The sequence below is a fragment of the Microcoleus sp. CAWBG58 genome (assembly GCF_020883045.1).
Classification (GTDB): Bacteria; Cyanobacteriota; Cyanobacteriia; order Cyanobacteriales; family Microcoleaceae; genus Microcoleus.
The window spans coordinates 1-24,176 of record NZ_JAHRFA010000097.1 but is presented as its reverse complement, the minus strand read 5'-3'; the positions used below and the strand labels follow the sequence as shown (position 1 = coordinate 24,176).

Here is a 24,176-nt window from a genome sequence, read left to right as displayed (position 1 = left end):
TCCGATATTTTTTGTGGCGATCGACCGTCAGGGTAAAATCCTGCGGGCGAATGACTGTATGCTGCAAGCTGTGGGCTATACTGCCGCAGAAGTTATCGGCAAAGATTATTTAAATACATTTGGGGAAGAGAGTAAAAATTTCTACTTCTTCTTTGTTCCTTTTTCTTTGTTCCTTCTTCCTTCCTCCCTCTTCCTTCTTCTTTGTTCCTTCTTCCTTCTTCCCTCTTCCTTCTTCCTTCATAATCACTCATCCAAAACAGCAGAGGAGCGACGGCGGCGGCGCCTGTTGATCGCAGGCTCCTCGGGTTCGCTCGATTCGATCGGCTCGTGGGATTCGATCGGCTCGTGGGATTCGATCGGCTCGTGGGATTCGATCGGCTCGTGGGATTCGATCGGCTCGTAGGATTCGATCGGCTCATAGGATTCGATCGACTCATATAGCTTATTCGGCTGATTCGAGAAAGCCATCACATCGTCGGCTTCCTCCATCGGCTCAAAATCATCGATTTCGTCGATCGAACTTGCGCCGTAAATTTCAGCCTCATCATCAGCATCATCGTCATCGTCATCCTCAGCAAATACCGGCTCAACAACCGACATTTCTGAATAATAATTTTGTTCCTCAACATTCTGTGCTGGGGCAGGCGCTTCAAATTCAAATTCGAGCTGCTCAAAAGGTGGCTTATTCGGCCCAGCGCCGGGGAGTGTCACCGAAACGATCGCATTTTTAGGATTTTTGACGCTGCGATCCGTTAGCACCAAAGGAGAAACCCCCATCAGAGCATAAACATCCTGCTCCTCTGGCGTCATTTCCACCGAAATCACCTCCGGAGGCTCCACCATCGGCTTCAGCAGCTCAGACTTAGTTGGCCGCACGCGATCGAATTCCTCGCGCCTGCCAACAGTTGACATATTCACCAGCCCGAAGCCCTCGGAAGCTGCGCGGATGCCGGGGGGTGCCAGATACTCGGAGCGTGTCTCCGCGACGGGCGCACTCGAAGTATTCGGCAGCCGCAACTTGCTACGCACCGGTTCCTCCTCTGGTGTGACAGCAAAAGGCTCTTCACCAATCCGGCGGCGGCGGCGCCGTCTGGTTCCGTTGCCCAAATCCTGATAGCTGGGATGGTTGAGCAAGTCCAAAGCCGAGGCGTTGCCGCCGGTCTCAACAAAATCCAAATTTTCGCTCTGAGGTTCCCAAGCAGCCCGAGCGAGTTCGGGGGAACGTTCTTCTCGGACTGGTGCAGCAGTTGCAGCAGCTACAGGCGCCAAGCTGCGGCGTTCCAATCCTTCTGGCAAATTCAACATCAGTCGGTTGGAGGAAGTCACAGTGCGATCGGCTGCTTCCCGCACCGCTGCGCCGAAGTCCTCTTCGCCCGGGAGTTGCACCAGATGACCCAACCCGCTGCAAGTAGGGCAACTGTGGCCGAACAACTCGTAAATATTTTGACCTTGGCGTTTGCGGGTGAGTTCTACCAGTCCCAATTCCGACAGTTGAGCGATTTGGGGTCGAGATTTGTCAGCTTTGAGAGCTTTATTGAAATGTTCCAGCACCTGCAACTGATCGCGGCGGGATTCCATGTCAATAAAGTCAACAATAATCACCCCGGCAATATTCCGCAGTCGCAACTGTCTGGCAATTTCCGTGGCTGCTTCGCAATTTGTCCAGAGTACAGTTTCGCGAGCTGTTGCCGATCGAGTAAACGAGCCAGAGTTAACATCAATTACCGTCAGCGCTTCCGTCGGCTCAATAATCACATAACCGCCAGAAGGTAAATCTACCCTCGGTCTGAGAGCTTCTCGAATCGCAGCGTTGACGCGGAAAAATTCTAGAATCGAGGCGCGCTCTCGGTGGTGGTCGATCAAAACTCCCGCAGGAAGTTTACCGCCGTTCCAGCTCATCAACTGCTGCTTCACCCGCTTAATCCCATTTTGCGAGTCCACCACAATCCGGTTCACGTCGCCGCTGAACATATCCCGCAGCACCCGCTGGATAAAATCGTCATCGCGGTTGAGCAGTGCCGGCGCCCGCGTGGAACCACCTTCAAGTTGAACAGCTTCCCACTGCTTTTGCAGCACTTCCAAATCTTCCATGATGGCTTCTTCAGTCATGCCTTCGGCTTCGGTTCTTACCAGCAGCCCCATCCCGGCCGGTTTCACCAAAATAGCCAGGGCTCGGAGGCGGTTGCGCTCGGCTTCCGACTTGATGCGCCGTGAAAGATTGACTCCCCTGCCGTAGGGCATCAGTACCAAATATCGCCCGGGTAAGGTAATGTTGCCTGTCAGCCGCGGGCCTTTGCTGCCCGTCGGTTCTTTCATCACCTGTACCAGCACTTTTTGCTGGGGGGTCAAGAGTTCTGTAATTGCTCCTGCCGATCTTTTGAGCCGCAGCGGGCCGAGGTCTGTGACGTGCATGAACCCGTTGCGTTCTGGATCGCCAATATTGACGAAAGCCGCATCTATCCCAGGGAGTACATTTTCGACAATTCCCAAGTAAATGTCACTGACTTGGTGGCTGCCTGTGGCTACCACGAGTTCTTGGATTTGATCTTCTGAAAAAACGGCAGCAATACGATGCTGCTCTGCTATAACTATCTGCTTTGTCATTCAATTTCCTCAAAAAACTGTCAGTAAGTTAGAGACACTAACGCCCTCTGAGTGCCTCTGACTTTAACTGTAATTAGTAGTAGTAGTAGTAGTAGCTTGAAGAGTTATTAGCTGTGAGTTGGTGGAGGGTGGAAGGCAATTTAACTGCTCACTGTTCACTGTTCACTGTTCACTGTTACAGATAAAAAAGTAGTTAAACCCGCCCGATCGAGAGTTATGAGTTATGCTCGACAGATAAATCTGAGAGATAGAAATAAGGAGGTTTTTATCGAGTTAGCAATATTGAGTTTTAAGTTGAGAATTGCTTTCCTCAATACTTCAAAATTCAACATTTGCAACTCTTCCTTTGAACTCAGGGAATAAATTCAGCGACACTCTCACCAATTTCTTAACACACAACTGAACACACAACTTAACACTACGAACTGATAACTCTGCTTGCGTGGTTGAGGGCTGGTTTTGAGCGAAAGTAAGTAGGAGTGAAAGCGTAAGGACTTTTGTTGAATTCTTGCGCGATCGCACTCAACAGATTCTACTCTTGGCATTCGACTGGAACTTCCGCCCCTGCCAACCCTAAAACCTGGTCAGTCGATTTTAGATTTGAGATTTTAGATTTGAGATTTACAAGCGCAGATGAATCTGGGAGCTTGAACCTTGGTCTAAAATTTGGGGTTCTCCACGAATTAAGTCCGGGCTTGTATCCGTTTTCGATCGAGGTCAAAAACATCTATTGTTGAATACCCGCTCTGCGGCTTGAACCATGAGATTTTTGAGTAAGCCGACGATCGACAACCACTCGATCGATCGAAATTAATCCATCAATTTGGTTCAGGCCCTGCTCCTGCGGGTTTAGCGCTAGATTTAGCCCGTGAATCTACAAAAAGGCTTGAAGTCTTGAACAGAAGCAATTTGCACCCAGCCCGCGTTGCTGGTTGACTTTTAGCGACGAGCGACAAAAGCGCTCAAGCCGCTGCGGCTTCCATAACAAGCAATTATAGCGTAAAACGATACATCCCGATAGGGAACCCCGGGTGAAATATTCCACTCTTAGCTTCCCTATCTTAACAATAACTCAGGATTAGCTGACTGCGTTGAACCTGCACAAGCTGAATTTGTTGCTCGCTTACTTGTTCGAGCATAAAAACCAGATGTTCTGGCTTGAGCAAGTTGCCGTCGCTGCGACAACTGCCGGTATAGCGCAAGACGGCTGTACCTTCGGATTTACCGGAGGTGCTGTTTTCTGGTTTCTGCTCAACAAGTTCGAGTTTGTGCAGCCGATCGCGCAAATTGACATCCCGCGTCTTTCCCGACTTAGTAGTGTGCACCCGCCAAAAAGCCTCTGTTTCGGCGATCGCCTGCACCCAAGCTTCCCAATTGGCAGTATCTGCGACGGAGACAGCAGTAGAATCATCCCGGTCAGATTCGCCATTTTCGGTCAACAGGCCTGTTGCAGCCACAGTAATGACGTACTCCGCAGCTTCTAACAACTGACTGGCAGAAGGAGCTTTGAGGTCGATCGACTCAACTTTGTAAATCGGAATATTTTCCGGCAGAGTTGCCACCAATTTTTCCCGAAAAATCTCAAGATCGATCGCCTCAGTGAGTTCAAAATCAGCAATTTCCCCAGTGCTGGTAACGCCCAGAGGCAGAGCATTTGCCACAGAAATCCGAGGATTTGGGTGGAAGCCGCCAGTAAACGAAATCGGTAAATCAGCCCTACGGACAACTCGATCGAACAATCGCAGCAAATCCAAATGACCAACCAAAGCCATATCGCCCACCTTCCCAAACCAAACCCGAAAACGCTGTTTCCGTTCTGTATTCGGCACGAATTCCCCAGCAAACTCCGGAATTGGCAGGGCATCCACAACCACATTGTGTCCGAAATCTGTGCCGCAAACCCCGCACCGCGAACACCCTTCAAAGGAACAGTCAGGAACCGTCGCTGCTTCTAAAGCCTTTTGCAAGTCAATTTTCAGCCAGTTTTTGTCGATCCCCGTGTCTAGGTGATCCCAAGGTAAAGGTCGATCGAGAAACACGGGGAGAGTGTGGGAGGGGGAGAGTGGGGGATTGGGGGATTGGGAGATTGGGGGATTGGGAGATTGGGAGATTGGGAGATTGGCGGAGTTTGTACTTCTTCCTTCTTCCTTCTTCCTTCTTCCGACTTCCATCGGACTGACATCCGTTACATCCGTTACAGAATTCGTTGCCGAACTTCCTTCTTCATTCTTCATTCTATCCGTTACATCTTGTACAGTGCTCGTTGCCGAACTTCCTTCTTCCTTCTCAAACAGATTCCATTCGCCGCTTTCGACTTGGCGGTATTTCCAGGTAAGTCCCGATTCATCGATCGCCCTTGTCCAAGCCTTGTATGCTTGATCTAAGCTTTCCCACCAAGCATCCATACCAGCGCCAAGTTCCCAAGCACGGCGGACTACAGCGCCCAAACGCCTATCGCCCCTACCGACAAAATCCTCCATTGCCGAAATCCGCACATCGGTATAATTCACCTTGATATTTCTCATCGCTTTGAATTCACCCTTCAGCAATTTTTGCTTCCGTGAAAACTCGGCAGTAGAAACCGAATGCCACTGAAAAGGAGTGTGAGGTTTGGGGGTAAAATTAGAAATTGTCAAGTTAAAATTCAGTGACCGCCGACCATTAAGCCTGCATTCCCTTTGCAGCCAGCGGACTGTTTCGGCGATTCCCAGAACATCAAAATCGGTTTCTCCCGGCAAACCGATCATAAAATACAGCTTGATTTTATCCCAACCGCGATCGACCGCAGTTTTGACACCCCGCAACAATTCTTCATTCGTCAAACCTTTGTTAACGATGTCGCGCATCCGCTGCGTGCCGGCTTCCGGGGCAAAAGTCAAACCGCTTTGCCGCGTACCGCCGAGAATGTCGGCAATATTATCGTCAAATCTGTCAACCCGCTGACTGGGTAAAGACAGAGAGATATTTTTGTCTTTGAGGCGGTTTTTGATTTCCATCCCGACAGCCGGGAGTGCCAGATAGTCGGAACAACTCAGGGAAAGCAGGGAAAACTCACTGTGCCCGGTGGCTTTCATTCCTTCTTCTATCGCCTCTACGACTTGCTGCGGTTCCACATCGCGGGCGGGGCGAGTCAGCATTCCCGGCTGACAGAAGCGACAGCCGCGGGTGCATCCCCGGCGAATTTCGACTGTCAGTCTGTCGTGTACTGTTTCAACGTAGGGTACTAGCCCGATCGAATAAGCTGGTATGGGAGTTGCTACGCGGCGCAGAATTTTTTCTGGGACTTGCGGGCGGTTGGGATGAACAGAACCGTCTGCCGCCATATCGTAGAATTGGGGCACATAAACGCCGGGAATTTGCGCTAAATCCAACAACAAAGCTTCTCGGCTCAAATTATTAGTTTTGCCATCGGCCAAAATCAAGCCAATTTCTGGCAGCAATTCTTCTCCATCTCCCAAAGCGATGAAGTCAAAAAAGTCAGCGTAGGGTTCGGGATTGGAGGTTGCGGTTTGTCCGCCAGCAAAAATTAGCGGCAAATCGCCACCATTTTGGGCATTTGTCGCTCTTTCTTTCCAAGTTAGGGGAATGCCGGCTAAATCCAGCATTTCCAGAATGTTTGTTGCTCCGAGTTCGTAGCTGAGGCTGAAGCCGAGAATATCAAATTCTGTGAGCGATCGCCTGGATTCTACAGCAAACAGGGGAGTTTTGGTCGATCGCAGTTTTGCTGCTAAGTCTGGTGCCGGCAAATAAGCTCGATCGCACAACTGTCTCGGCCCAGCATTCAAAATATTGTAAAGGATGATGTGTCCCAGATTGGAAGCACCAACTTCATACACTTCTGGATATGTGAGCACCCAGCGTACAGACGCCCCATCCCAAGGCTTGCGGACAGCCCCCAACTCGTTTCCTAGATAACGAGCAGGCTGATTGATTTCTGCTGTAAGTAATTCTTCGACTTTTACTGCCACGGCTCGACTCGCTAAATACTTGCGACTCTTAAGCAGCCTACCTTAAAATCTGCCAATACGCCAACGGCAGTCCTATCTCTTTGGAGGCCTTTAACTGAAGTTGCTGTGTTTGCTTACTTGTTTTCACCGGTGAGTAGATTCTAGAAGTGCTTGTTTACACAAGACAAGAGTTTGCTGCTTCAAAGCTTTCGACATTTTCAAATATCTCAAAAACTCGATCGAGTTGGCTGAGTTCCAGAATCATTCTAATTCCGGCGGTAACTGAACACAGACTAAACCTGCGTCCCATTTTTTTCGCCTGCTTGAGGCCGGAAATCAATGCCATCAAACCCGCGCTGTCAATAAATGTTACTGCGCCAACATCTACGAGTACCGCTACTACTCCAGGGGCTGAAATTGTTGTGGTTAGTTGCTCTGTGAATTCTCCGGCTGTGGCTGCATTTAGGTGGTCTAGGGGTCGAATCACCGTAATTGGTTTATGGACAAGAAGTGTCTGCATATATCAAACCTATGGTTGCTACGTATTTTCAACTACCGTACTGGACGGAGGTAAGCCTAAACCTACTTGACACCTACGAGCGTAACCCTACCTGAGGAAAACCGACCGGTAGTTTTGAGTGGTTTACTGAATCTTTATTTATTTAGTCTTTTTTATAAAAGTTTATGCAAGATTTACGGAGTAAAGGTAAGCTACTATACTATTTTTTATTTGTGCGACGAGGTTTAGTGTTGGCAATCGTAAAGATTGCGATCGACCTTACCCTAGCTGTTAGGTTAAACCGAGCAATGTAATTGAAATCACTGGTTAGTTCTGATTTGGATCACTCACTCCATCGACTGTTAAGATGACAATAATACTGTACGGAGTTCTCCGATATACTATGCAAGCAACTCATGCTATTCGTCAACTTGTAGAAAAAGCCCTCTACATTAAGCAGTTGACGCCTGACATTGAAAACGAAATCAACAACGAGCTGACCCGTTTGGGCTACATCTCGGATATTGATTATGAGGCTTTAGAGTTATTAATGGATGAAATGGATGCTGGCCGGGTGCAATTGGTATCTAGTAGATAGTTGGAACCGGAGAGCGCGGAAAAATCACAGATTGAAAAAAAATCCTTGCACGGTGGGAAAGACGGGAGTCTCAGAAGCATTTACCCCGGCACGGTACTTTTAAAAGCTCGCACCCAGTTGATGAGCTTGACATTTGAGGCGATGGTTTGTTAACCTCACTATCAAAAAAATACTTTGACTTAAATTAAATATCTAACTTTTGGGGCTTGACAAATGAGCTGTAATAGTAATTTATGATTGATTGCTGTTACCTGGGCGGAGACAGAAATCTGGTTTGGCACGACTATCATTAAATTGCTTCGATCGTTCGGACTTCACTCCTCCTCCAGCGAGAGACTACTCATATCATCTGCGGTGCATTACCCTAAAAAAATGGTTTGTAGTGCGGACTTCAGTCCGCAAAAAGCCGCGGACTGAAGTCCGCACTACGAACCTTACTTATTGGGGTTAATCGATCGGATACCATATAAATTACGTCAGTTCGCCAGTTGTGTAAAGTATTGTAAAAAGTATAGGGAATTTGCATAAAAAAGAACAAGTGGCGCCGATAGCTCAAATAGAGAAGCTCGCGTCTTAGTGGCGAGAGAGTCTGTCAACTTGTATCTCAACCAATCTAATATGTCAAGAAAACCAGATAGCAGGGAAACTTCAGTCAGCAGTCTATTTGCCAAAATCGAGAACTTGCTGATACAGGCTTGGCAAGAAACAGGTCACGGCTCCCTAACTATTGAAAGCGAAAAAATCAGTCCCAAAAAAATCAAAGTAATTATTAGAGGCTCTACTCATTATCGTTATGTTATTGGCCCTGAAGGCATAAACGAGTGGGTGTCAAACCAAATTGCCGAAGGGGATTGAGCCATTAACGGTTGGGTTAATCTAATTGGTCATTGGCCATCGATCGTTAATATGATACGATCGCCCGAATGGAAGAAAACTAATTTTTAGTGGGGATTTCCATCCTTGCCAAGTCAATCAAAAATCGATCGCCCGCGACACCAAACTTGCCACCACCGCCACCAACTCAGCAGGATCGAGAGGCTTGGGTAGGTGAATTTGAAAACCCTGTCGCAGCGCCCGCACCCGTTCCTCCAGCCTACCGTAAGCTGTGAAAGCCACCGCCGGAATTTCCCTGTCCCCCATTTGCTCTCGCACTTGCGGCAGCAGAGCCTCTCCTTCAGCGGTTTGTATCCCAAGATCGATCGCCAACACATCCGGATTCAGCCTAGAAATCGCTTCCAAGGCTTCCATTCCCGAGACAGCCGTCTCCACCTCGGCTCCGCAATCTTCGAGCACTGTACGCGCAAAATCCAAGGAATCCCCGTCGCCATCAACCACCAACACCCGCACTCCCAAAAGGTTGCTGCTAACAAAAGACGGATCTATAGGGGATCTGGCCGGGGTTTCTCGAACCAAAAACTCCCCAGCCCCGGTAACAGAAAATCCGCTGTCGCCCTCTGGCTGTTTAATTGGCAATCTAACGAAAAAGCTCGCTCCTTGTCCTTGGCCAGCCGATTCTACTTGCACTGTTCCCCCGTGCATTTCCACAAAATGGCGCACGAGAGCCAAACCTAGACCCAATCCGTTGTACGATCGCGTTGTAGAGCTGTCAGCTTGGCTGAAGCGCTCAAAAACGTGCGGCAAAAACTCTCCCCGAATCCCTTGTCCCGTGTCGCTGACTTCAATTTCCACACTAGGCGGTGACAAATTTTCACAACAGGCGGATTGTCCGGGGATACTCGTTTTCTCCATTTTACGCAGCGCCACCCTCACCTGTCCTCCGTCAGGAGTAAACTTAATTGCATTCGACAGCAAATTCCACGCCACCTGCTGCAAGCGGCCGGAATCGCCAAACATCCGCCCCGCAGTTTGGTCGAAATCCGTCACAATTTCAATATTTTTTGCCCCAATCGCCGGGGCGAGAGTATCGATAGCACCTTCAACAGTCGAAATCAAATCTACCCACCGCAAATTCAGCGACAGTTGGCCGGTCATAATCTGCGACACGTCTAACAAATCCTCAATTAGCGTCCCCAGCGATCGCGTATTGCGGTCGATCGTTTCCAGAGCCTTAACAGTCGTTTTTTCATCAAACTTGCGGTGGCGCAGCAGTTGCGCCCATCCCAGCATCGCATTCAACGGCGTCCGCAATTCGTGGGACAAAGTTCCCAGAAACTCGTCTTTAATCCGGTTCGCCCGTGCCAATTCCTCGGCTCGATCGTGCAGTTCTTTTTCCAACTCCTTGCGAACCGTCAAATCGAGAATAAAAGCAACTGATTCTTGTCTCTTTTCCCCCAACAAAATATACCCCACCAACACCGGAATCCGGCTGCCATCAGACCGAATGTATTCCTTTTCGTAGGGACTGCAAACGCCCTCGGCCTTTGCCTCTGCGATGCCGATTTCGTCCAGTGGTAGGTACTCGGGCGGTGTCATGTCAATCCAGCGGAGTTCCCCGCGCTGCAACTGTTCCCGCGTGTAGCCAACCAGGCGCAAAAATTCATCGTTAGCCTCACTGATGCCCCCGTCAACATCGCCGAAGAGAATTCCGATCAAGTTAGATTCTGCCAACATTCTCAGCTTTTCTTGACTGGCTTTGAGTGCTGCTTCTGATTGCTTGCGATCGCTCACATCTTGGATGTAAGCCGACAAACCAGAATCGGAAGGATAAAAACGCACTTCCAACCACTTATTCAATAAAGGTACAAATTCTTCATACTCGACCGTCATCTTTTCCGCTAATGCTTTGGTAGCCATTTCGTAGCACTGTAAATCCACAATCTTGGGAAAAATATCCCGAATGTTTTTCCCAATTAGTTCGACTTGTGACTTGCCTAAAAGCTCAAGAGCTTTGTGGTTAATATATGTGTAGTTCCAGTTTGAATCGAAGGCAACAAAAGCGTCGGTAATGCTTTCGATAATGTTAGTAATTCGAGCGTTAGCCGATAGTAGCGCTTGAGCTGTTTCTTCTGCTTGCTTGCGAGCTGCTTGTTCCCGGGACAAAGCCATAACACGTTCTTGTTCTGCCTGTTGGCGATCGCTAATATCGATACAAGAACCGATGTAACCGGCAAAAGTGCGATCGGGTCTGTACAGGGGTACCCCCGTACTCACAACCCAGCGGTACTCCCCGTCATAGCGCCTCAAGCGGTACTCGATCCGGTACTCGCTGCGGGCGTCGAAGGCTCTCCGGTAAACATCCATATATTTTGGCAAGTCGTCAGGGTGCAAGCTTTCCATCCAACCGAGGCCGATTTCTTGCGCCAAAGTTTTACCAGTAAACTCCAACCAAACTTTGTTAAAGTAATCGCCAAGTCGATCGATATCCGACATCCAAATCATCACCGGCGCGGTATCTGCCATCATCCGAAATCTGGCTTCACTTTCTTGACGCTGTGCTTGAGCTGCTTTGCGATCGAGCCGTTCTTTAACTTCCCGCAGGGCTCGCTCGATCGACGGAACCAACCGCGTCAAACGCCGTTTGAGAACGTAGTCTGTAGCCCCGCTTTTCAAAGTCTCAATTGCCACTTCCTCGCCCAAAGTAGCCGACACAAAAATAAACGGCACTCCCGGACAAGTAGTGCGGGCCATTTCCAGCGCTGCTATCCCGTTAAAACAAGGCAGCATATAATCTGCCAAAATAATATCAACACAGTGTTTTTCAAGCGCTACGGCAAAATCTTCCCGAGTTTCCACGCATAGCAAACAAAAGTCTAGACCGCCATCCATGAGATATGCCTCAATCAGCTCGGCATCTAGGGGACTGTCCTCTACTAAGAGGATATTGAGGGTTTTCACAAAAATTCCTTAATATATTTACAGAAAAATGCAATCAAAAATCCTTGAATACTTCCATTATTTACCTAATTTCCATCGTCATTCTAAAGAAAAGATAAAAAATACTCAGCTTACTGCTGGAACCTCTGCGCCAGGAAAGCGACTGCATCCAGATTTTCGATCGCAAAACAACTATCTTTCTTAGTTCCAAACACAGAACAACCCGATTTCTACGCAAAATCTGTGATACCCGTTTCACAAAATAATGCAACTTTAGGCAAACTGCAAACCCATACAGAATAAGTCATTACCCATCTCAAATCTCAAATTTCAAATCCTATGAGCGATCGATCTTAACCCAGAAACCGGGTTTTTAACCCACCTAAAGCCTGGACTATTTTATAGCAATTGCCTGAAACAGACCCATCTATCCCAAGATAGATCTTTGCAAACTCGCTTTAATTCATAAACCCAGTTTCTTCAAAAAAATGTTTTTTGACCACAACAGACAATTTAAATCCGTTCGTTCTGGATGCACAAAAACTCCGTTTCTACGCAACCTACTGAATTACACACACCTTAGCAAGGAATGTATTCCCTGTCAATAATTGTCCACAAAAAAAACAATTTGAAGCCAATACGCTTAACTTAAAAACAATCTAACTGGCAAATAATGCCTGTATTGCCTAGAAAATCGCGAAGTGAAATTCGTCAAAAATCGTTAAGTTAACCGTATTGAATTAGACGCTAAGCCAGCGACACAATACTAGCTCGTTCGTAAGGCAATCTGTTAGTCGGCAAAACCTCGATACTAATTTCCAGCGAATCCAAAGCCGGATTTTGTGCCAGCAGCTTTTGCGTCAAATTCTTATTCACAATCTCCCAGAAATCCGTTTCATTTGGATAATCAACCAAAAAATTATCTATGCTTTTGTAAATCGGCACAAAGTCGGGATATTCAGCCTGCGTAATTCCTGGCTTGTACTGATACTTGACATCAATGTTCAGGTTATTCAAACCCTGGTGAGCGATCGAATAATTAGGAATCTTGAAATCCCAGGCTTCCCCTAATTTACCATTTGTAGTGCGAGTAACGGTACTGCTGCGATCGTAAGGCAATTGGTTCGTCGGCAAAACATTCAAATCAACCGTCACCGAAGAAATTGCTGGATTTTCGGCAAGCACTTTTTCTGTCAAATTTTTGTTAACAATTTCCCAAAAATCAGTTTCGTTAGAATAGTTAACTAAAAAATTATCAATGCTCTTGTAAATCGGCACATAATCGGGATACTGATAATTTTGAATGCCCTCTTTGTACTGATAATTTACATCAAGATTTAGGTTGTTTAACCCTTGATGGTTAATTGGGTAATTTGCCGCTGTAAAATTCCACTTCTCGGTCAGCTTAGCATCGGAAGGAAAGAAAGCAATTCCTATCGGACGCTGTAACTTGCTGTCGGGAGGGACAAAAATAGAACTGTTACTCGACAAAGGATTGCTCGATATTGGCAGCGGTTCCCCAGTTTTGCCATTGTACCGCAAAACCGCACCAACATTGTTAGCATTGGCGCGGTTGTCAAAGCCAACTGCCAACAAATTGCCGATCGGCGAAAATGCCAAACCACCTACATAATTGCTACTGGGGGAAGTATCAGTATAATTGGTAGATAAAACCTTGACCAAATCCCCACTTTTTAAATTGTAGCGCCTGATATCGTTAGCAAAATCGCTCACGTAAAGGTCGCTGTCAGCGGGCCCGATTGCCATGCCCAAAAGACTCACAAATCCCTGACTCTGAGGCGAAGGATCGGGGGAAGCAAAGATACTTGACTGCCCTGTTTGCGGGTTGTAAAGCAGCACCTGGCTGGCGAAACCTGCACTAAAATCAGCTTTGCCGTCACGAGCAACACTCCCCTGCGTTGTCACGTACAAATTGCCGTCAGGAGCAAACAGTAAATTGTTCGGCCCATTCAATCCTCCCGCTTGCTGATTGCCCGTTGCAAATACATCAATAAATTGTCCAGTTTTGCCGTTGTATCTCAGGATTTGATCGGTCAAAAAACTGCTGACATAAAAATTACCGTCGGCACCAAAAGCTAAACCGTAAGGACGAGACAATCCGCCAGTTTCATCAGCAGTAGTGTTCGGATTGTCGCCGACAAATTTGTCAATAAATTTGCCACTAACTCCGTCATATCGCAATACGGCAGATGCTGTTGGTTGTCCGGAATTGCCTGGCTTGTCGCCACTGGCAATGTAAATATCCGGCTTACCGTCGCCGTTGCCATCTGGGCCAAAAAGAATTGTATCTGGACTAAACAAACCGCCGCTGCCCGCTGGGATAAATTCGCCTAGAAGATTGCCCGTATTGCCGTCAAACCGCAGCACATTATTGCTTCTGGTATTGCCAACGAGGAAAGTTCCTTGAGGATTGCTGGGTTGAGTGCGAGTAACTTTGCTGGTGCGGTTATAGGGTAATGTTTGGCTTGGCAAAATGTTCAAATCGATCTTAATTGCTGCCAAGCTAGAATTTTCGTTGAGGATATTTTGAGTCAATTTTTTATTGACAATTTCCCAGAAATCTGTTTCATTGGGATACTTGCTTAAAAAGTTATCAATGCTCTTTAAGATTGACAGGAAATCGGGATATTCGTTTGGGGAAATCCCCGGTTTGTACTGATAATCAACATCAAGATTGAGCTTGTTCAATCCTTGGTGATTAATTGCGTAGTCTTTCAAGGAAAGGTTGCCATTTTCTTTGAGTTGACCGACACGACTCCGGAAAACTGTAGTTGCTCGTTCGTAGGGCAATCTGTTGGTTGGCAAAACTTCGAGTTGGATGGTAACATCTGTTAGTGCCGGATTTTCGTCTAGCACTTTTTGACTCAGATTTTTGTTGATATTTTCCCAGGTGTCCGTTTCGTTGGGATAGTTAACTAGGAAGTTATCAATACTTTTGTAGATTGGCACAAAATCGGGATATTCATTTTTGGTAATTCCGGGTTTTAAGCCGTAACCAATTTTGATATTGAGTGTGTTTAAACCTTGGTGGTCGATGGTATAATCTGGGAAATTGAAAGCCCATTTTTCTGAAGGTAATAGCGCAGCAGTTCGGGATTGCGATCGCTCGGCATCGCTACCAGCATCACTACCAGCAAAATCCATCCCTGTCAGTTCGTCTCTCTGAAGTTGAGTTGAGATATCGGTCTGGGATGTTAGACTGCGATCGACTTTAAGATTGTCGTCTGGTGAGTGCGGCAGCCGGAAGTCGGTGATTTGGTCAAAAAGGTCGTTAGCGAAGCCCTCGTAGAGGATCGCACTACCATTAGCACCGGCAGCCCAATCTGCTGTTTGAATTACATCCGATCTGGTATCAAATAAAACATTCGTATCCCCGATCGCAATTTGGGTCAATCGATTTAGGCGATCCTCTACGATGGCTTCGCTAACGAACTTACTGCCAAATAAGTCTGGTATTTCTGCTGAAACACCCGCAATATTTCCCTGAAGAGGTTTTGCTTCAAACAGTCTGGCTGTATTCAACATAAGCTATTATTGGCGAGATTCCCGCGATCGCAGATAAATTTGACTATATTTTACGGTTTTTCAAAGAATAGTCAATCGATTTGAGATTTGAGATTGGAGATTTACTTGCAGAATTGAATTTGGGATTAGGAACTTTGGTGTAATTTTTTTGACCTTCCAATCAGGAGTCTACGTGGCACGGCATCCATTTTTTAACGGAGTCAAATAGTTTAAGAAGTAGCTGGCATTTGAGAAACATTTAATGTAAAATCTCTCACCTTTCTCGATCGCACTTCTGTCAAGTTATCAAAAACTATAGATTGTCCGATGGGAGCGGGCGCGATCGCCGTACAATCACCAAAGGTCTTGCTTTAGCCAACCCCACGCTCAAAATTCATGTGTTCTCGAAGCAGCCCACAAGCCCCCTACAGAAATCCCCCCGACTCCCGCCGCCCCAACAAAGCCAGCTAATTCGTTGATTTCGAGCCAAAATGTCTTAAAATATACAATATGGTTGGCTGTTGCACAGCCCGCGTATATTAGAATCAGGCGCTTTGCCTGCAATAATTCTTTAAAATATAGATATAGCACCGCCGTTACCCAACTCTTCCGCGCTCGGCAAGCGTAGGGTTTGGCAGCAGAGAAGACGATCGTCCACAGTAACTTTCAGTAAAGCCCGTGCAGTTGCTTTATTCTCAAGTTTATTCAGGTTATTGCAGCCAGTTACGAGGAGAATTGACCCGCCGTGCTCCAACGCATCAAACAAGACTTAAAAAATGACCTGATCGCAGGTCTGCTGGTAGTGATACCCTTAGCTACCACCATCTGGCTGACAATTACCGTCGCCAGTTGGGTGATCAATTTTCTTACCAAAATTCCCAAGCAGATTAATCCTTTTGACGGACTCCACCCGATTTTGGTCAACCTGCTAAATCTGTTAGTAGGGCTGGCTGTACCCCTGCTGAGCATTTTAGTCATTGGTTTAATGGCCCGCAACATCTTCGGGAAGTGGCTGCTAGACTTTGGCGAACGCCTGTTGCAAGCCATTCCCCTAGCGGGTTCGGTTTACAAAACCCTCAAACAACTGCTGGGAACTATCCTCAAATCTAATGACAAATTTCGCCGGGTGGTGTTGGTAGAGTATCCCCGGCGGGGAATCTGGACTTTGGCCTTTGTGACCGGTACGATCGAGAGTAACGACATTCCGTCTCATCTTTCCGGCGAAAGCCCGATCGGCATTTTCATCCCCACCACTCCCAACCCCACCACCGGATGGTACGCTATTGTCCCGGAATCAGATGTCGTTAATTTGTCAATGTCGATCGAAGATGCCTTTAAAGTCATCATCTCCGGCGGCATCGTCAACCCCAGCAACTCAATTGCAGTCACCTCCGACAAACCCCCCGGCAAAACACTCGAACCCTTGCTATCCGAATCAAGATACCAACCTGTACCAGTCGAAGAAGATTAGACAAAGGTTTTGTGAATATAGATTGTGTGCGGTGTTGGAAAGGGAGAGGGGGAGAGGAGGAGAGGGGGAGAGGGGGAGAGAGGGAGAGAGGGAGAGGGGGAGAGGATTTTTAATCTTCAGCAAATATACAATTGACATTGAGTAGAGCTTAGACGACAGCCTTTTGTTCGCTTTGTCTAGATTTCGATCGCGCGCAAACTTTCCCCATCACAAATAATATTTGTCGAAAACCTGCCCAGAAACAATCGTTACTGACGGCAGGTTTTTTTGGGAGTTTTTCTGCTAAAGTCCAAGTCTATGCTCTCAACCAGCGCTTAGCAATCTCAACAATTCGGAAATTCCTAAAGTCCCAAGTTCTATCTAAAAAATATGAAAAAAGCACGCGAAACCTCACGCGAACTCGCACTCCTCGGCATCAGCCAACTACCGGCGAATCCAGAACTCTTAGAAGCCAAGAAACTGCAAGATGTTCTCCTCGCGGCCATCCGCACCCTGACGGCAGAAGTTCAAGAATCCCTAGAAGCAGCATCCTCCGAAGTGCAGCGGGGTAGCGACAAACTCCTGGCTAGCGAACTCCGGGCCGCTGATATACAAAGTGCTAGAGCAATGGTGCGGGAAGCACTCGAACTCACCCAAACCGCCATCAACCGTCTGGGTTCAGCAATGGAGTTTCCGGAACTGATCCAGCTAGCTAACCAGCAAGATGTCCGTACCTATGCTTTGCAAATCCTGACAAAAGTCAGTGCCAACCGCGTTCAAATTGACGAGTTGCTCTCCGAAGCCCTGGTAGACTGGCAAATCGATCGCCTGCCCAGGATCGATCGAGATATCATGAGAATCGCGATCGCCGAAATCCTCTATCTCGGCTTAGCTGAACAAGTCAGCGTCAGCGAAGCCGTCCAACTCGCAAAACGCTACAGCGGTGATGAAGGACATCGGTTCATCAACGGAGTCCTCCGCCGAGTCGTCGATAAAATCAATGCAGAAGTTGTAAGTCAGTAGTCATTAGTCAGCAGTCATTAGTCATTAGCGATCGGCAATCCACAATCCACAATCCGCTCTAAACTAAGGACTGATGGCTAAATGACTGATAACTATTCTCTATTTCCCCATTTACTTCTATGGTATTTAATTGGTTTCGTCGCCAGTACAGCGAAAGCGGATCTTCTGAACCAGAAACTCCCCCCGAACAGCCCCAAGATGAGGCGGCAAAATCCGCACCGGTTGAGCCTCAAACAGATGCAGCAGTTGAGGAAACTTCCCCCGCTGTAGCTGAGGATTATCTCAATTGGGCTAAAGCTGCTTACAAAAATATTCAAAAACAGCAAAAACCTGAAACAGAAGTTACTGAAACAGCACCGGCGGAAGTTCCAGCAGCCGAAACAGAAGTTGCAGAAGTTGCAGAATCTGCACTAACTGTTGCAGAAGTTCCAGAAGTTTCACCATCACTGCAAGATGAAAGTAGCGACGGCCAAGATCCAGAAGCAGCAAGCTCAGTAGAGATTCCCGAACCTCTGTTACAGTCCCCTGAGTCGATCGCGCCTCAACCTGTTACTCAAAAATTAGAAGTTACAGCAGAAAATATAGCAACCGATCGACCTGCAACTGAGCTTGCAGACACAGAGTCGATCGCATCTGAAGACTCTACAGCCGAAGCCCTGCCGTTTTGGGCCCGAGCTCAAGCCGATCGCATGGATCGGATCGAACGCCTCAAGGAAACCGCCCTTGAGGAACCAGAAGTCATCGCAGCCGCCGCCGAAAGAGCCGCAATTATCCAAGAAATTCCCGGTTTTGCCTTTGACGAAGGCTTCCTCTGGTCATCTGAAATCCTCGCCAGTCAAGGGCGGCGGCCAGATCAAGTATCCGTCGAGGAAATCAGTTGGCTGCAAAAACTGCGGAAAGGTTTGGAAAGAACCCGCCGCAGCTTAATTAATCGACTAAAGGCGATCGTCGGTCAAGGCCCGCTCAATCAAGACGCGGTAGCCGAAATTGAGACTTTGCTCCTACAAGCCGATGTCGGAGTCGCCGCCACCGACATCATTATTAAGCGCCTCCAGGAAAGACTCACAAAAGAAGTCTTGCCGCCAGAACAGGCTCTAGCCTTTCTCAAAAGCATCCTGCGCGACATTCTCGACGCTCCGACAGCCGAAACCGCCGCTGGCAATCCCGCCTACAGCCTGACTTTTGCCCCGGAAAAAGACACTTTCAACATTTGGTTGATTGTAGGAGTTAACGGTGCGGGCAAAACTACGACGATCGGCAAACTTGCCCACATCGCCCAAATATCAGGCTACAAAACCCTGATTGCCGCCGCCGACACTTTCCGCGCCGCCGCCGTCGAACAAGTCAAAGTTTGGGGATCCCGCAGCGGTGTCGAAATTATTGCCAACGAGGGGAAAAATACCGATCCGGCTGCTGTAGTGTTTGATGCGATCGCCGCCGCCAGCGCCCGAGGCACAGAATTGTTGATCGTAGACACCGCAGGCCGCCTGCAAAACAAAAAAAATCTGATGGACGAATTAAGTAAAATCCGTCGCATTGTAGACAAAAAAGCCCCCGGCGCTACCGTAGAATCTCTACTGGTCTTGGATGCCACCCTAGGTCAAAATGGTTTGCGACAGGCAGAAGTATTCGCTGAATCGGCAAAATTAAGCGGAGTAGTATTGACAAAACTTGACGGTTCTGCTAAAGGTGGTGTTGCCCTAGCAGTAGTGCAGCAGCTAGGTCTGCCAATCCGGTTTATTGGAGTGGGGGAAAGCATCGAAGATTTGCGCCCGTTTTCTAGTTACGAATTTGTGGAAGCCCTACTCGATTTTAGATTTTAGATTTTAGATTTTAGATTGATGAGGTATCTCTAGCCATCCCGATTTGGGGAAGCGGATACAGAGCTTCAACAGATCGAATCCTTAACCTCAAACTACGATCGCAGGACTTGCGCCGACGGCCACCGGGCGAGTGAAAACTAAACATCTAGAAACATTAAACCTTCTGTTATTGCTTGCTTGCGATCGTCGAAGCGCCATCAATTTAGGTACGTAGTTGGGCTTTAGCCCTCTTTATCTATACGCCTAAAGAGGGCTAAAGCCCAACTACATACCTTGATTAAGTAGTTTCAGAAGGGCTCAAAGTCTCCCTTATTAAGGGGGATTTAGACTCAGCTATAAACGAGATTTCTTGAGGATTTCAGGCTTAAATTCGCACCAATGGCATACTGCCAAAACTACTTGCTCGAAAAATAACCGGATTTCTGTTCGTGTGGTACGTAATTCCTCACTCACTCAATCTCCTTTTAAGATCGAAAATCACCAATATAAAATGACTGCTGTGCCCTTGCCTCGCCCCTCACCTCAACCTGCTGACCGCCCTACGGGTCGCAATTCCACCGACGCGACGCCAGTATTTGCCCTCAAAGAACTGGTAGCGCGCTTGCACCGATACCAGCACAACGTTCAAGATATGTTGGGTTCGCTGGGATTTGCCCTGCGTAGTTTTAACAATCTCAACCAATTTTTGGAGTTGGTGCCTTTGGTGGCAACTCGCGTTACCGACGCCGACGGGGGAGCCCTAGTGCTGTTCAAACCCAACGGTCAAGTCAGGTTCCAGCAGTTGCACTGTCAGGAAGGACGGCAGTGCCAAGATATGCGGAAAGCGCTGGAAATAGCCACCAGGCAAGCTACAGCAGGTGCGGGCGCGGCTGGTGAATCTTTTTCTCAAACAAGCGGGCAAACTTCTAGTCTCGATTTGCAAGTCGGCCGTTATTTGGGCCCGGATGTTCATTTGTTTGGGGCGCCAATTTTAGTCAAGAATTTGGAACGCGGACGGCTGTTTGTTTTTAGCAGTGACCCACAATATATTTGGACTCCCGGCAGGCAGAAATTAGTTCGTTTGGTGGCGGATCAAACCGCTGTGGCAATCTGCAAAGACGAACTGACGGTGAAGTTGGCCGAAAAAGAACGCTTGGACAGAGAGTTAGAAATTGGGGCAGAAATTCAATTGCGGCTGCAACCCCGCAGTTGTCCCACAATTCCCGGTCTTGATGTGGCCGCCCGCTGCCAAACTGCTAGCAGAGTCGGCGGTGATTATTATGATTTTATTCCCGCTGACTATGACCCGATCGGCAAGGAGAATGAGGGGGAACACCCCCCATCCCTGATTAAAAATCTCAAGTCCAAAATCGACAAGGGTCGCTGGAGCATTGTCATCGGCGACGTGATGGGCAAAGGGGTACCGGCTGGCCTGTTGATGACGATGACGCGGGGTATGCTGCGGGCGGAGGTTTTGAACCGCCATTCGCCTGCGAGAATTTTGCAACATTTAAACCGGGTAATGCACGCGGATTTGGAGAATTCTCACCGTTTTGTGACTCTGTTTTATTCGGAGTACGATCCGAAAACTCGCATTCTGTCTTACAGTAATGCTGCTCACCACCCGCCTTTGTTGTGGCAAGCTGCAACTAATTCGATTGTTCGGCTAGATACTTTGGAGGGAATGTTGATTGGCTTGGATGCTGATTCGCGCTACCAAGAAGCCCACGTGCAATTGCAGCCTGGTGATACGATTATTTATTACACAGACGGATTTACTGATGCTGCTAATCAAAGGGGCGATCGCTTTGATGAGGATAACTTGACAGCGGCTTTTCAGTGGGCTTGTCAAAATTATCAGCAGTCTGAGGAAATTCTGGATTATTTGTTCGATCGCGTTCACCAGTTTATCGGCATCGGCAACCGCAATGAAGATGACATGACACTGGTTGTACTTAGGGTAACACCGACCACAGGAGAAAATCACCATGATAGTTAATTTAATGCCGGAAATTATTACTGGATTGACAAGCTCGATTCATTGGCATGATGCCGTTCATTTGTTAGTTGTAAAATCCCATTTGACTTCCCCTGTGATCTTGGGTCAAAGCTACGAGGTATTTACAAATATCCAGAAAGCTTGGAACAATTTTGTCTCGACAGGTCAAATAGGAGCTTTTATTATAGGTATTTTCGTTGGCTGGTTCCTTAAAGGGATTATTCCTTAGAGTTATTTTCTAACAATTCATCAGGAAGGGATTGCAAAGGTTCGGAGTCAGGACTTTATTCCTTTCTGATGCAGCATAATTTTAGTGATTTTGTAGTCTAGAATTCAGTTTTTTAGTGCCTGTACAGGTATAAAAAGTTTGTAGTAATTACCTTAGTCCTTTCTGACCAAATCTGGGAGGAGAGATTGGCATTCTTGAGTGCGAACCGGAGGACTTGCATTCTTTCCTAGGAACCGGAAGACTTGCATTCCTTCCTAAGAATCGGTTTTTATAGAGCTCTGCAATAGAGATATAATTTAGTTTTACCTTCAGCAATGACCACACAACCGAAAACTTGGAGTCAAAGATTTGAGTCGGCGCTGCACCCAGCGATCGCCCGATTCAATGCTAGTATTGGCTTCGATATAGAACTGATTGAGTATGACTTGACCGGTTCTATCGCTCATGCTAAAATGCTCGCCAAAACAGGGATTATTTCCGCATCAGAAGGCGAACAGCTAGTCAATGGTTTGGAACAAATCCGCCGCGAATACCGCCAGGGTCTTTTTGTGCCCGGAGTTGATGCAGAAGACGTTCACTTCGCTGTAGAAAAGCGCCTGACGGATATCGTCGGGGATGCGGGCAAAAAGCTGCACACGGCCCGATCGCGAAATGACCAAGCCGGCACCGATACTCGTTTGTATTTGCGCGATCGCATCGCAGAAATTCGCGAGCAATTGCGGGAATTTCAAGGGGTTTTGCTCGAAATTGCAGAACTCAATGTCGAAACATTAATCCCCGGTTACACGCACTTGCAGCGCGCTCAGCCAATCAGTTTAGCTCATTACTTGTTAGCTTATTTTGAAATGTCCGATCGCGATTGGGAACGCCTCGGCGATGTCTTGAAGCGGGTGAATATTTCGCCTTTGGGTTGCGGCGCGCTGGCGGGGACGACTTTCCCGATCGACCGACACTATAGCGCAGAACTCTTGGAGTTTGACCAGGTTTATGCTAATAGCTTAGATGGAGTGAGCGATCGAGATTTTGCGATCGAATTTCTCGCAGCCGCCAGCTTGATTATGGTACACCTGAGCCGCTTGTCAGAAGAAATGATTTTGTGGTCTTCTCACGAATTTGGATTTATTACGCTCAAAGATAGCTGCGCTACGGGATCTAGCATCATGCCCCAGAAAAAAAATCCCGACGTGCCGGAGTTGGTGCGGGGCAAGGCGGGGCGGGTTTTCGGTCATTTGCAAGCCTTGCTTGTAGTAGTGAAGGGATTGCCTTTGGCCTACAACAAAGATTTGCAAGAAGATAAAGAAGCTTTGTTTGATACCGTCAAAACTGTACAAGGTTGCTTGGAAGCAATGACGATTTTGCTGCGGGAAGGAATCGCGTTTAACAGCAATCGCCTTGCTGCTGCCGTTACAGAAGACTTTTCTAACGCTACAGACGTAGCAGATTATTTGGCTGCTAAGGGCGTTCCCTTCCGGGAATCTTACAACCTCGTGGGCAAAGTTGTTAAAACTTGTCTGTCGGGGGGCAAACTCCTCAAAGATTTGACACTTGAGGAGTGGAAAGACTTGCACCCAGCTTTTGATACAGACATTTATAGCGCGATCGCACCGACTCAAGTGGTTGCTGCTCGCAATAGTTACGGTGGCACCGGATTTGAACAAGTGAGAAAATCACTGATTGCTGCGCGCGATCGGATCGCCTAAACTATCCTCGTTGAATTCTTGGGCAAATTCATGATGGCTATCTCTCCTTAGAACGATCGTGTTTTGCACTCTCGGTTCTAAGTTGGGCAGATAGCCTGACTATATTACTCTTCAGCAGCAGCCATATCTTTGTCCCGTCCGCCGCCGCTCATGGCGCCCATCCCGCCGCCGTTGCCGCCGTCAAATCGCCTTCTCTTGTTGGAGAACATATCTTGATTTCTCCGCTTGCGAAATTTGCGAGCGTATGCTTGATTTCGTTGTGCCTTCTCTTTCTTGAGATTGCGGCGCTTAGCCATTCTGACCTCACTAATAAACATTGACATTCCCCAAGCTTTCGGCTCGGGGATTCTTCGGGTTGAAATTCTCAGCACTTGTTTGTTACTGAGATTCTTGCTTGGGCAAAGTCACTTGTTTCCGACAGGATTGCTCCAGTCGCTTTAGAGGTGTCTTCTCCCAATCGTGAATTCCGGTATACCCTACCGTACTCGATCGATTCTCTTTAATGTAGTTAGGCTTTGTTCAAATGCGAGCTTTCCTAAACCGCAACACCGATCGGTGTGACTGCGAACTCAACTAAAGGAGTGCGAGTTTTTACGTTGTCTAGTTATACTCAATTTTAGACCGATGACGATTATATCACACCCGGCACTATTACCGATCGACAAGAACAGTCCCTCGACTGAGAGTTTCTTAAGTCGATCTTGAGCCGAGCGCGATCGGGACGCAATATTTTTTATTTGCGAACATATTCTAAAAACTCTTGACAAATACCACAAATGACACTAAATCCTGGTGACGTAGCCCCTGTCTTCAGCCTGCCCGACGCTGCCGGCCAACTTGTGGGCCTCGCAGATTTTCGAGGGCGGCGAGTTGTACTTTATTTTTATCCTCGGGATAACACCGCTTATAAAAACCTAGGTAAACCTAGGTAAGCTCTACGGTATAAGCTTTAAGCGTTCTTTCTTAGCGCTTGCGCTTCCTCGATGTCGAGGTTGACCAAGAAACTCCAGTTAGAAACGCTATAAT

The 24,176-nt window shown here is 47.6% G+C and carries 16 protein-coding genes; 9 read left to right on the top strand and 7 right to left on the bottom strand.

The window, feature by feature from the left end; all coding sequences use genetic code 11:
• Nucleotides 1–109: 109 nt before the first annotated feature.
• The 4 genes from QZ918_RS28695 to QZ918_RS28680 form a co-directional block, all read right to left on the bottom strand.
• Nucleotides 110–241 (bottom strand): hypothetical protein, encoded by a 132-nt coding sequence (locus tag QZ918_RS28695; RefSeq protein WP_293341371.1) that lies wholly within the window; start codon nt 239–241, stop codon nt 110–112.
• A 2-nt stretch (nt 242–243) separates the two neighbouring features.
• A complete protein-coding gene (gene rne, locus QZ918_RS28690) occupies nt 244–2,604 on the bottom strand; it encodes a ribonuclease E (RefSeq protein WP_293341368.1) in 2,361 nt (786 codons plus the stop codon).
• Nucleotides 2,605–3,665: 1,061 nt separating this feature from the next.
• Entirely contained in the window at nt 3,666–6,572 is a 2,907-nt protein-coding gene (locus QZ918_RS28685; protein WP_293341365.1) for a TIGR03960 family B12-binding radical SAM protein, read from the bottom strand.
• A 154-nt stretch (nt 6,573–6,726) separates the two neighbouring features.
• Nucleotides 6,727–7,071 (bottom strand): STAS domain-containing protein, encoded by a 345-nt coding sequence (locus QZ918_RS28680; RefSeq protein WP_293155482.1) that lies wholly within the window; start codon nt 7,069–7,071, stop codon nt 6,727–6,729.
• 382 nt (nt 7,072–7,453) lie between these two features.
• Here QZ918_RS28680 and QZ918_RS28675 point away from each other — a divergent pair, with 382 nt between their 5' ends.
• Together QZ918_RS28675 and QZ918_RS28670 are read left to right on the top strand one after the other, a co-directional pair.
• On the top strand, nt 7,454–7,648 hold the full coding sequence (locus QZ918_RS28675; RefSeq protein WP_293155487.1) for a hypothetical protein: 195 nt from the start codon (nt 7,454–7,456) through the stop codon (nt 7,646–7,648).
• Between the two features lie 618 nt (nt 7,649–8,266).
• Nucleotides 8,267–8,503: a hypothetical protein gene (locus QZ918_RS28670; protein WP_293155489.1), complete on the top strand. Its 237-nt coding sequence runs from the start codon at nt 8,267–8,269 to the stop codon at nt 8,501–8,503.
• 117 nt (nt 8,504–8,620) lie between these two features.
• Here QZ918_RS28670 and QZ918_RS28665 read toward each other — a convergent pair whose 3' ends face one another.
• Together QZ918_RS28665 and QZ918_RS28660 are read right to left on the bottom strand one after the other, a co-directional pair.
• Complete coding sequence (locus tag QZ918_RS28665) at nt 8,621–11,443, bottom strand: PAS domain S-box protein (protein WP_293341362.1); 2,823 nt, start codon at nt 11,441–11,443, stop codon at nt 8,621–8,623.
• A 726-nt stretch (nt 11,444–12,169) separates the two neighbouring features.
• Complete coding sequence (locus QZ918_RS28660) at nt 12,170–14,968, bottom strand: Vgb family protein (RefSeq protein ID WP_293341359.1); 2,799 nt, start codon at nt 14,966–14,968, stop codon at nt 12,170–12,172.
• 724 nt (nt 14,969–15,692) lie between these two features.
• On the opposite strand from QZ918_RS28660, the gene QZ918_RS28655 reads away from it, so the two are divergent.
• The 6 genes from QZ918_RS28655 (at nt 15,693) to argH (ending at nt 23,150) form a co-directional block, all read left to right on the top strand.
• On the top strand, nt 15,693–16,418 hold the full coding sequence (locus tag QZ918_RS28655) for a DUF502 domain-containing protein (RefSeq protein WP_293341357.1): 726 nt from the start codon (nt 15,693–15,695) through the stop codon (nt 16,416–16,418).
• 369 nt (nt 16,419–16,787) lie between these two features.
• A complete protein-coding gene (gene nusB / locus QZ918_RS28650; RefSeq protein WP_293341354.1) occupies nt 16,788–17,420 on the top strand; it encodes a transcription antitermination factor NusB in 633 nt (210 codons plus the stop codon).
• Nucleotides 17,421–17,539: 119 nt separating this feature from the next.
• The gene (gene ftsY / locus QZ918_RS28645) at nt 17,540–19,243 is read left to right on the top strand and encodes a signal recognition particle-docking protein FtsY (RefSeq protein WP_293341351.1); all 1,704 of its coding nucleotides are present in this window, start codon (nt 17,540–17,542) and stop codon (nt 19,241–19,243) included.
• A gap of 490 nt (nt 19,244–19,733) precedes the next feature.
• Nucleotides 19,734–21,221 (top strand): PP2C family protein-serine/threonine phosphatase, encoded by a 1,488-nt coding sequence (locus tag QZ918_RS28640; RefSeq protein ID WP_293155513.1) that lies wholly within the window; start codon nt 19,734–19,736, stop codon nt 21,219–21,221.
• Entirely contained in the window at nt 21,211–21,450 is a 240-nt protein-coding gene (locus QZ918_RS28635) for a hypothetical protein (RefSeq protein ID WP_293341348.1), read from the top strand. Before QZ918_RS28640 ends, QZ918_RS28635 begins: the two co-directional genes overlap by 11 nt.
• A gap of 314 nt (nt 21,451–21,764) precedes the next feature.
• Nucleotides 21,765–23,150, top strand: coding sequence for an argininosuccinate lyase (argH, locus tag QZ918_RS28630; RefSeq protein WP_293341345.1), 1,386 nt, complete (start codon nt 21,765–21,767; stop codon nt 23,148–23,150).
• Between the two features lie 104 nt (nt 23,151–23,254).
• On the opposite strand, the gene QZ918_RS28625 is transcribed toward argH, so the two are convergent.
• The gene (locus QZ918_RS28625) at nt 23,255–23,446 is read right to left on the bottom strand and encodes an Asl3888 family RNA-binding protein (protein WP_194066729.1); all 192 of its coding nucleotides are present in this window, start codon (nt 23,444–23,446) and stop codon (nt 23,255–23,257) included.
• Nucleotides 23,447–23,926: 480 nt separating this feature from the next.
• Here QZ918_RS28625 and QZ918_RS28620 point away from each other — a divergent pair, with 480 nt between their 5' ends.
• Nucleotides 23,927–24,082: a redoxin domain-containing protein gene (locus QZ918_RS28620; protein WP_293155525.1), complete on the top strand. Its 156-nt coding sequence runs from the start codon at nt 23,927–23,929 to the stop codon at nt 24,080–24,082.
• The last annotated feature ends 94 nt before the right edge of the window (nt 24,083–24,176 follow it).

Bases quoted from the DNA above. Each gene is read 5' to 3' on its own strand.
- rne (WP_293341368.1), bottom strand. From the start codon at position 2,604: ATGACAAAGCAGATAGTTATAGCAGAGCAGCATCGTATTGCTGCCGTT.
- nusB (WP_293341354.1), top strand. From the start codon at position 16,788: ATGAAAAAAGCACGCGAAACCTCACGCGAACTCGCACTCCTCGGCATC.
- QZ918_RS28680 (WP_293155482.1), bottom strand. From the start codon at position 7,071: ATGCAGACACTTCTTGTCCATAAACCAATTACGGTGATTCGACCCCTA.
- QZ918_RS28620 (WP_293155525.1), top strand. From the start codon at position 23,927: ATGACACTAAATCCTGGTGACGTAGCCCCTGTCTTCAGCCTGCCCGAC.
- argH (WP_293341345.1), top strand. From the start codon at position 21,765: ATGACCACACAACCGAAAACTTGGAGTCAAAGATTTGAGTCGGCGCTG.
- ftsY (WP_293341351.1), top strand. From the start codon at position 17,540: ATGGTATTTAATTGGTTTCGTCGCCAGTACAGCGAAAGCGGATCTTCT.
- QZ918_RS28675 (WP_293155487.1), top strand. From the start codon at position 7,454: ATGCAAGCAACTCATGCTATTCGTCAACTTGTAGAAAAAGCCCTCTAC.
- QZ918_RS28635 (WP_293341348.1), top strand. From the start codon at position 21,211: ATGATAGTTAATTTAATGCCGGAAATTATTACTGGATTGACAAGCTCG.
- QZ918_RS28660 (WP_293341359.1), bottom strand. From the start codon at position 14,968: ATGTTGAATACAGCCAGACTGTTTGAAGCAAAACCTCTTCAGGGAAAT.
- QZ918_RS28695 (WP_293341371.1), bottom strand. From the start codon at position 241: ATGAAGGAAGAAGGAAGAGGGAAGAAGGAAGAAGGAACAAAGAAGAAG.
- QZ918_RS28670 (WP_293155489.1), top strand. From the start codon at position 8,267: ATGTCAAGAAAACCAGATAGCAGGGAAACTTCAGTCAGCAGTCTATTT.
- QZ918_RS28640 (WP_293155513.1), top strand. From the start codon at position 19,734: ATGACTGCTGTGCCCTTGCCTCGCCCCTCACCTCAACCTGCTGACCGC.
- QZ918_RS28625 (WP_194066729.1), bottom strand. From the start codon at position 23,446: ATGGCTAAGCGCCGCAATCTCAAGAAAGAGAAGGCACAACGAAATCAA.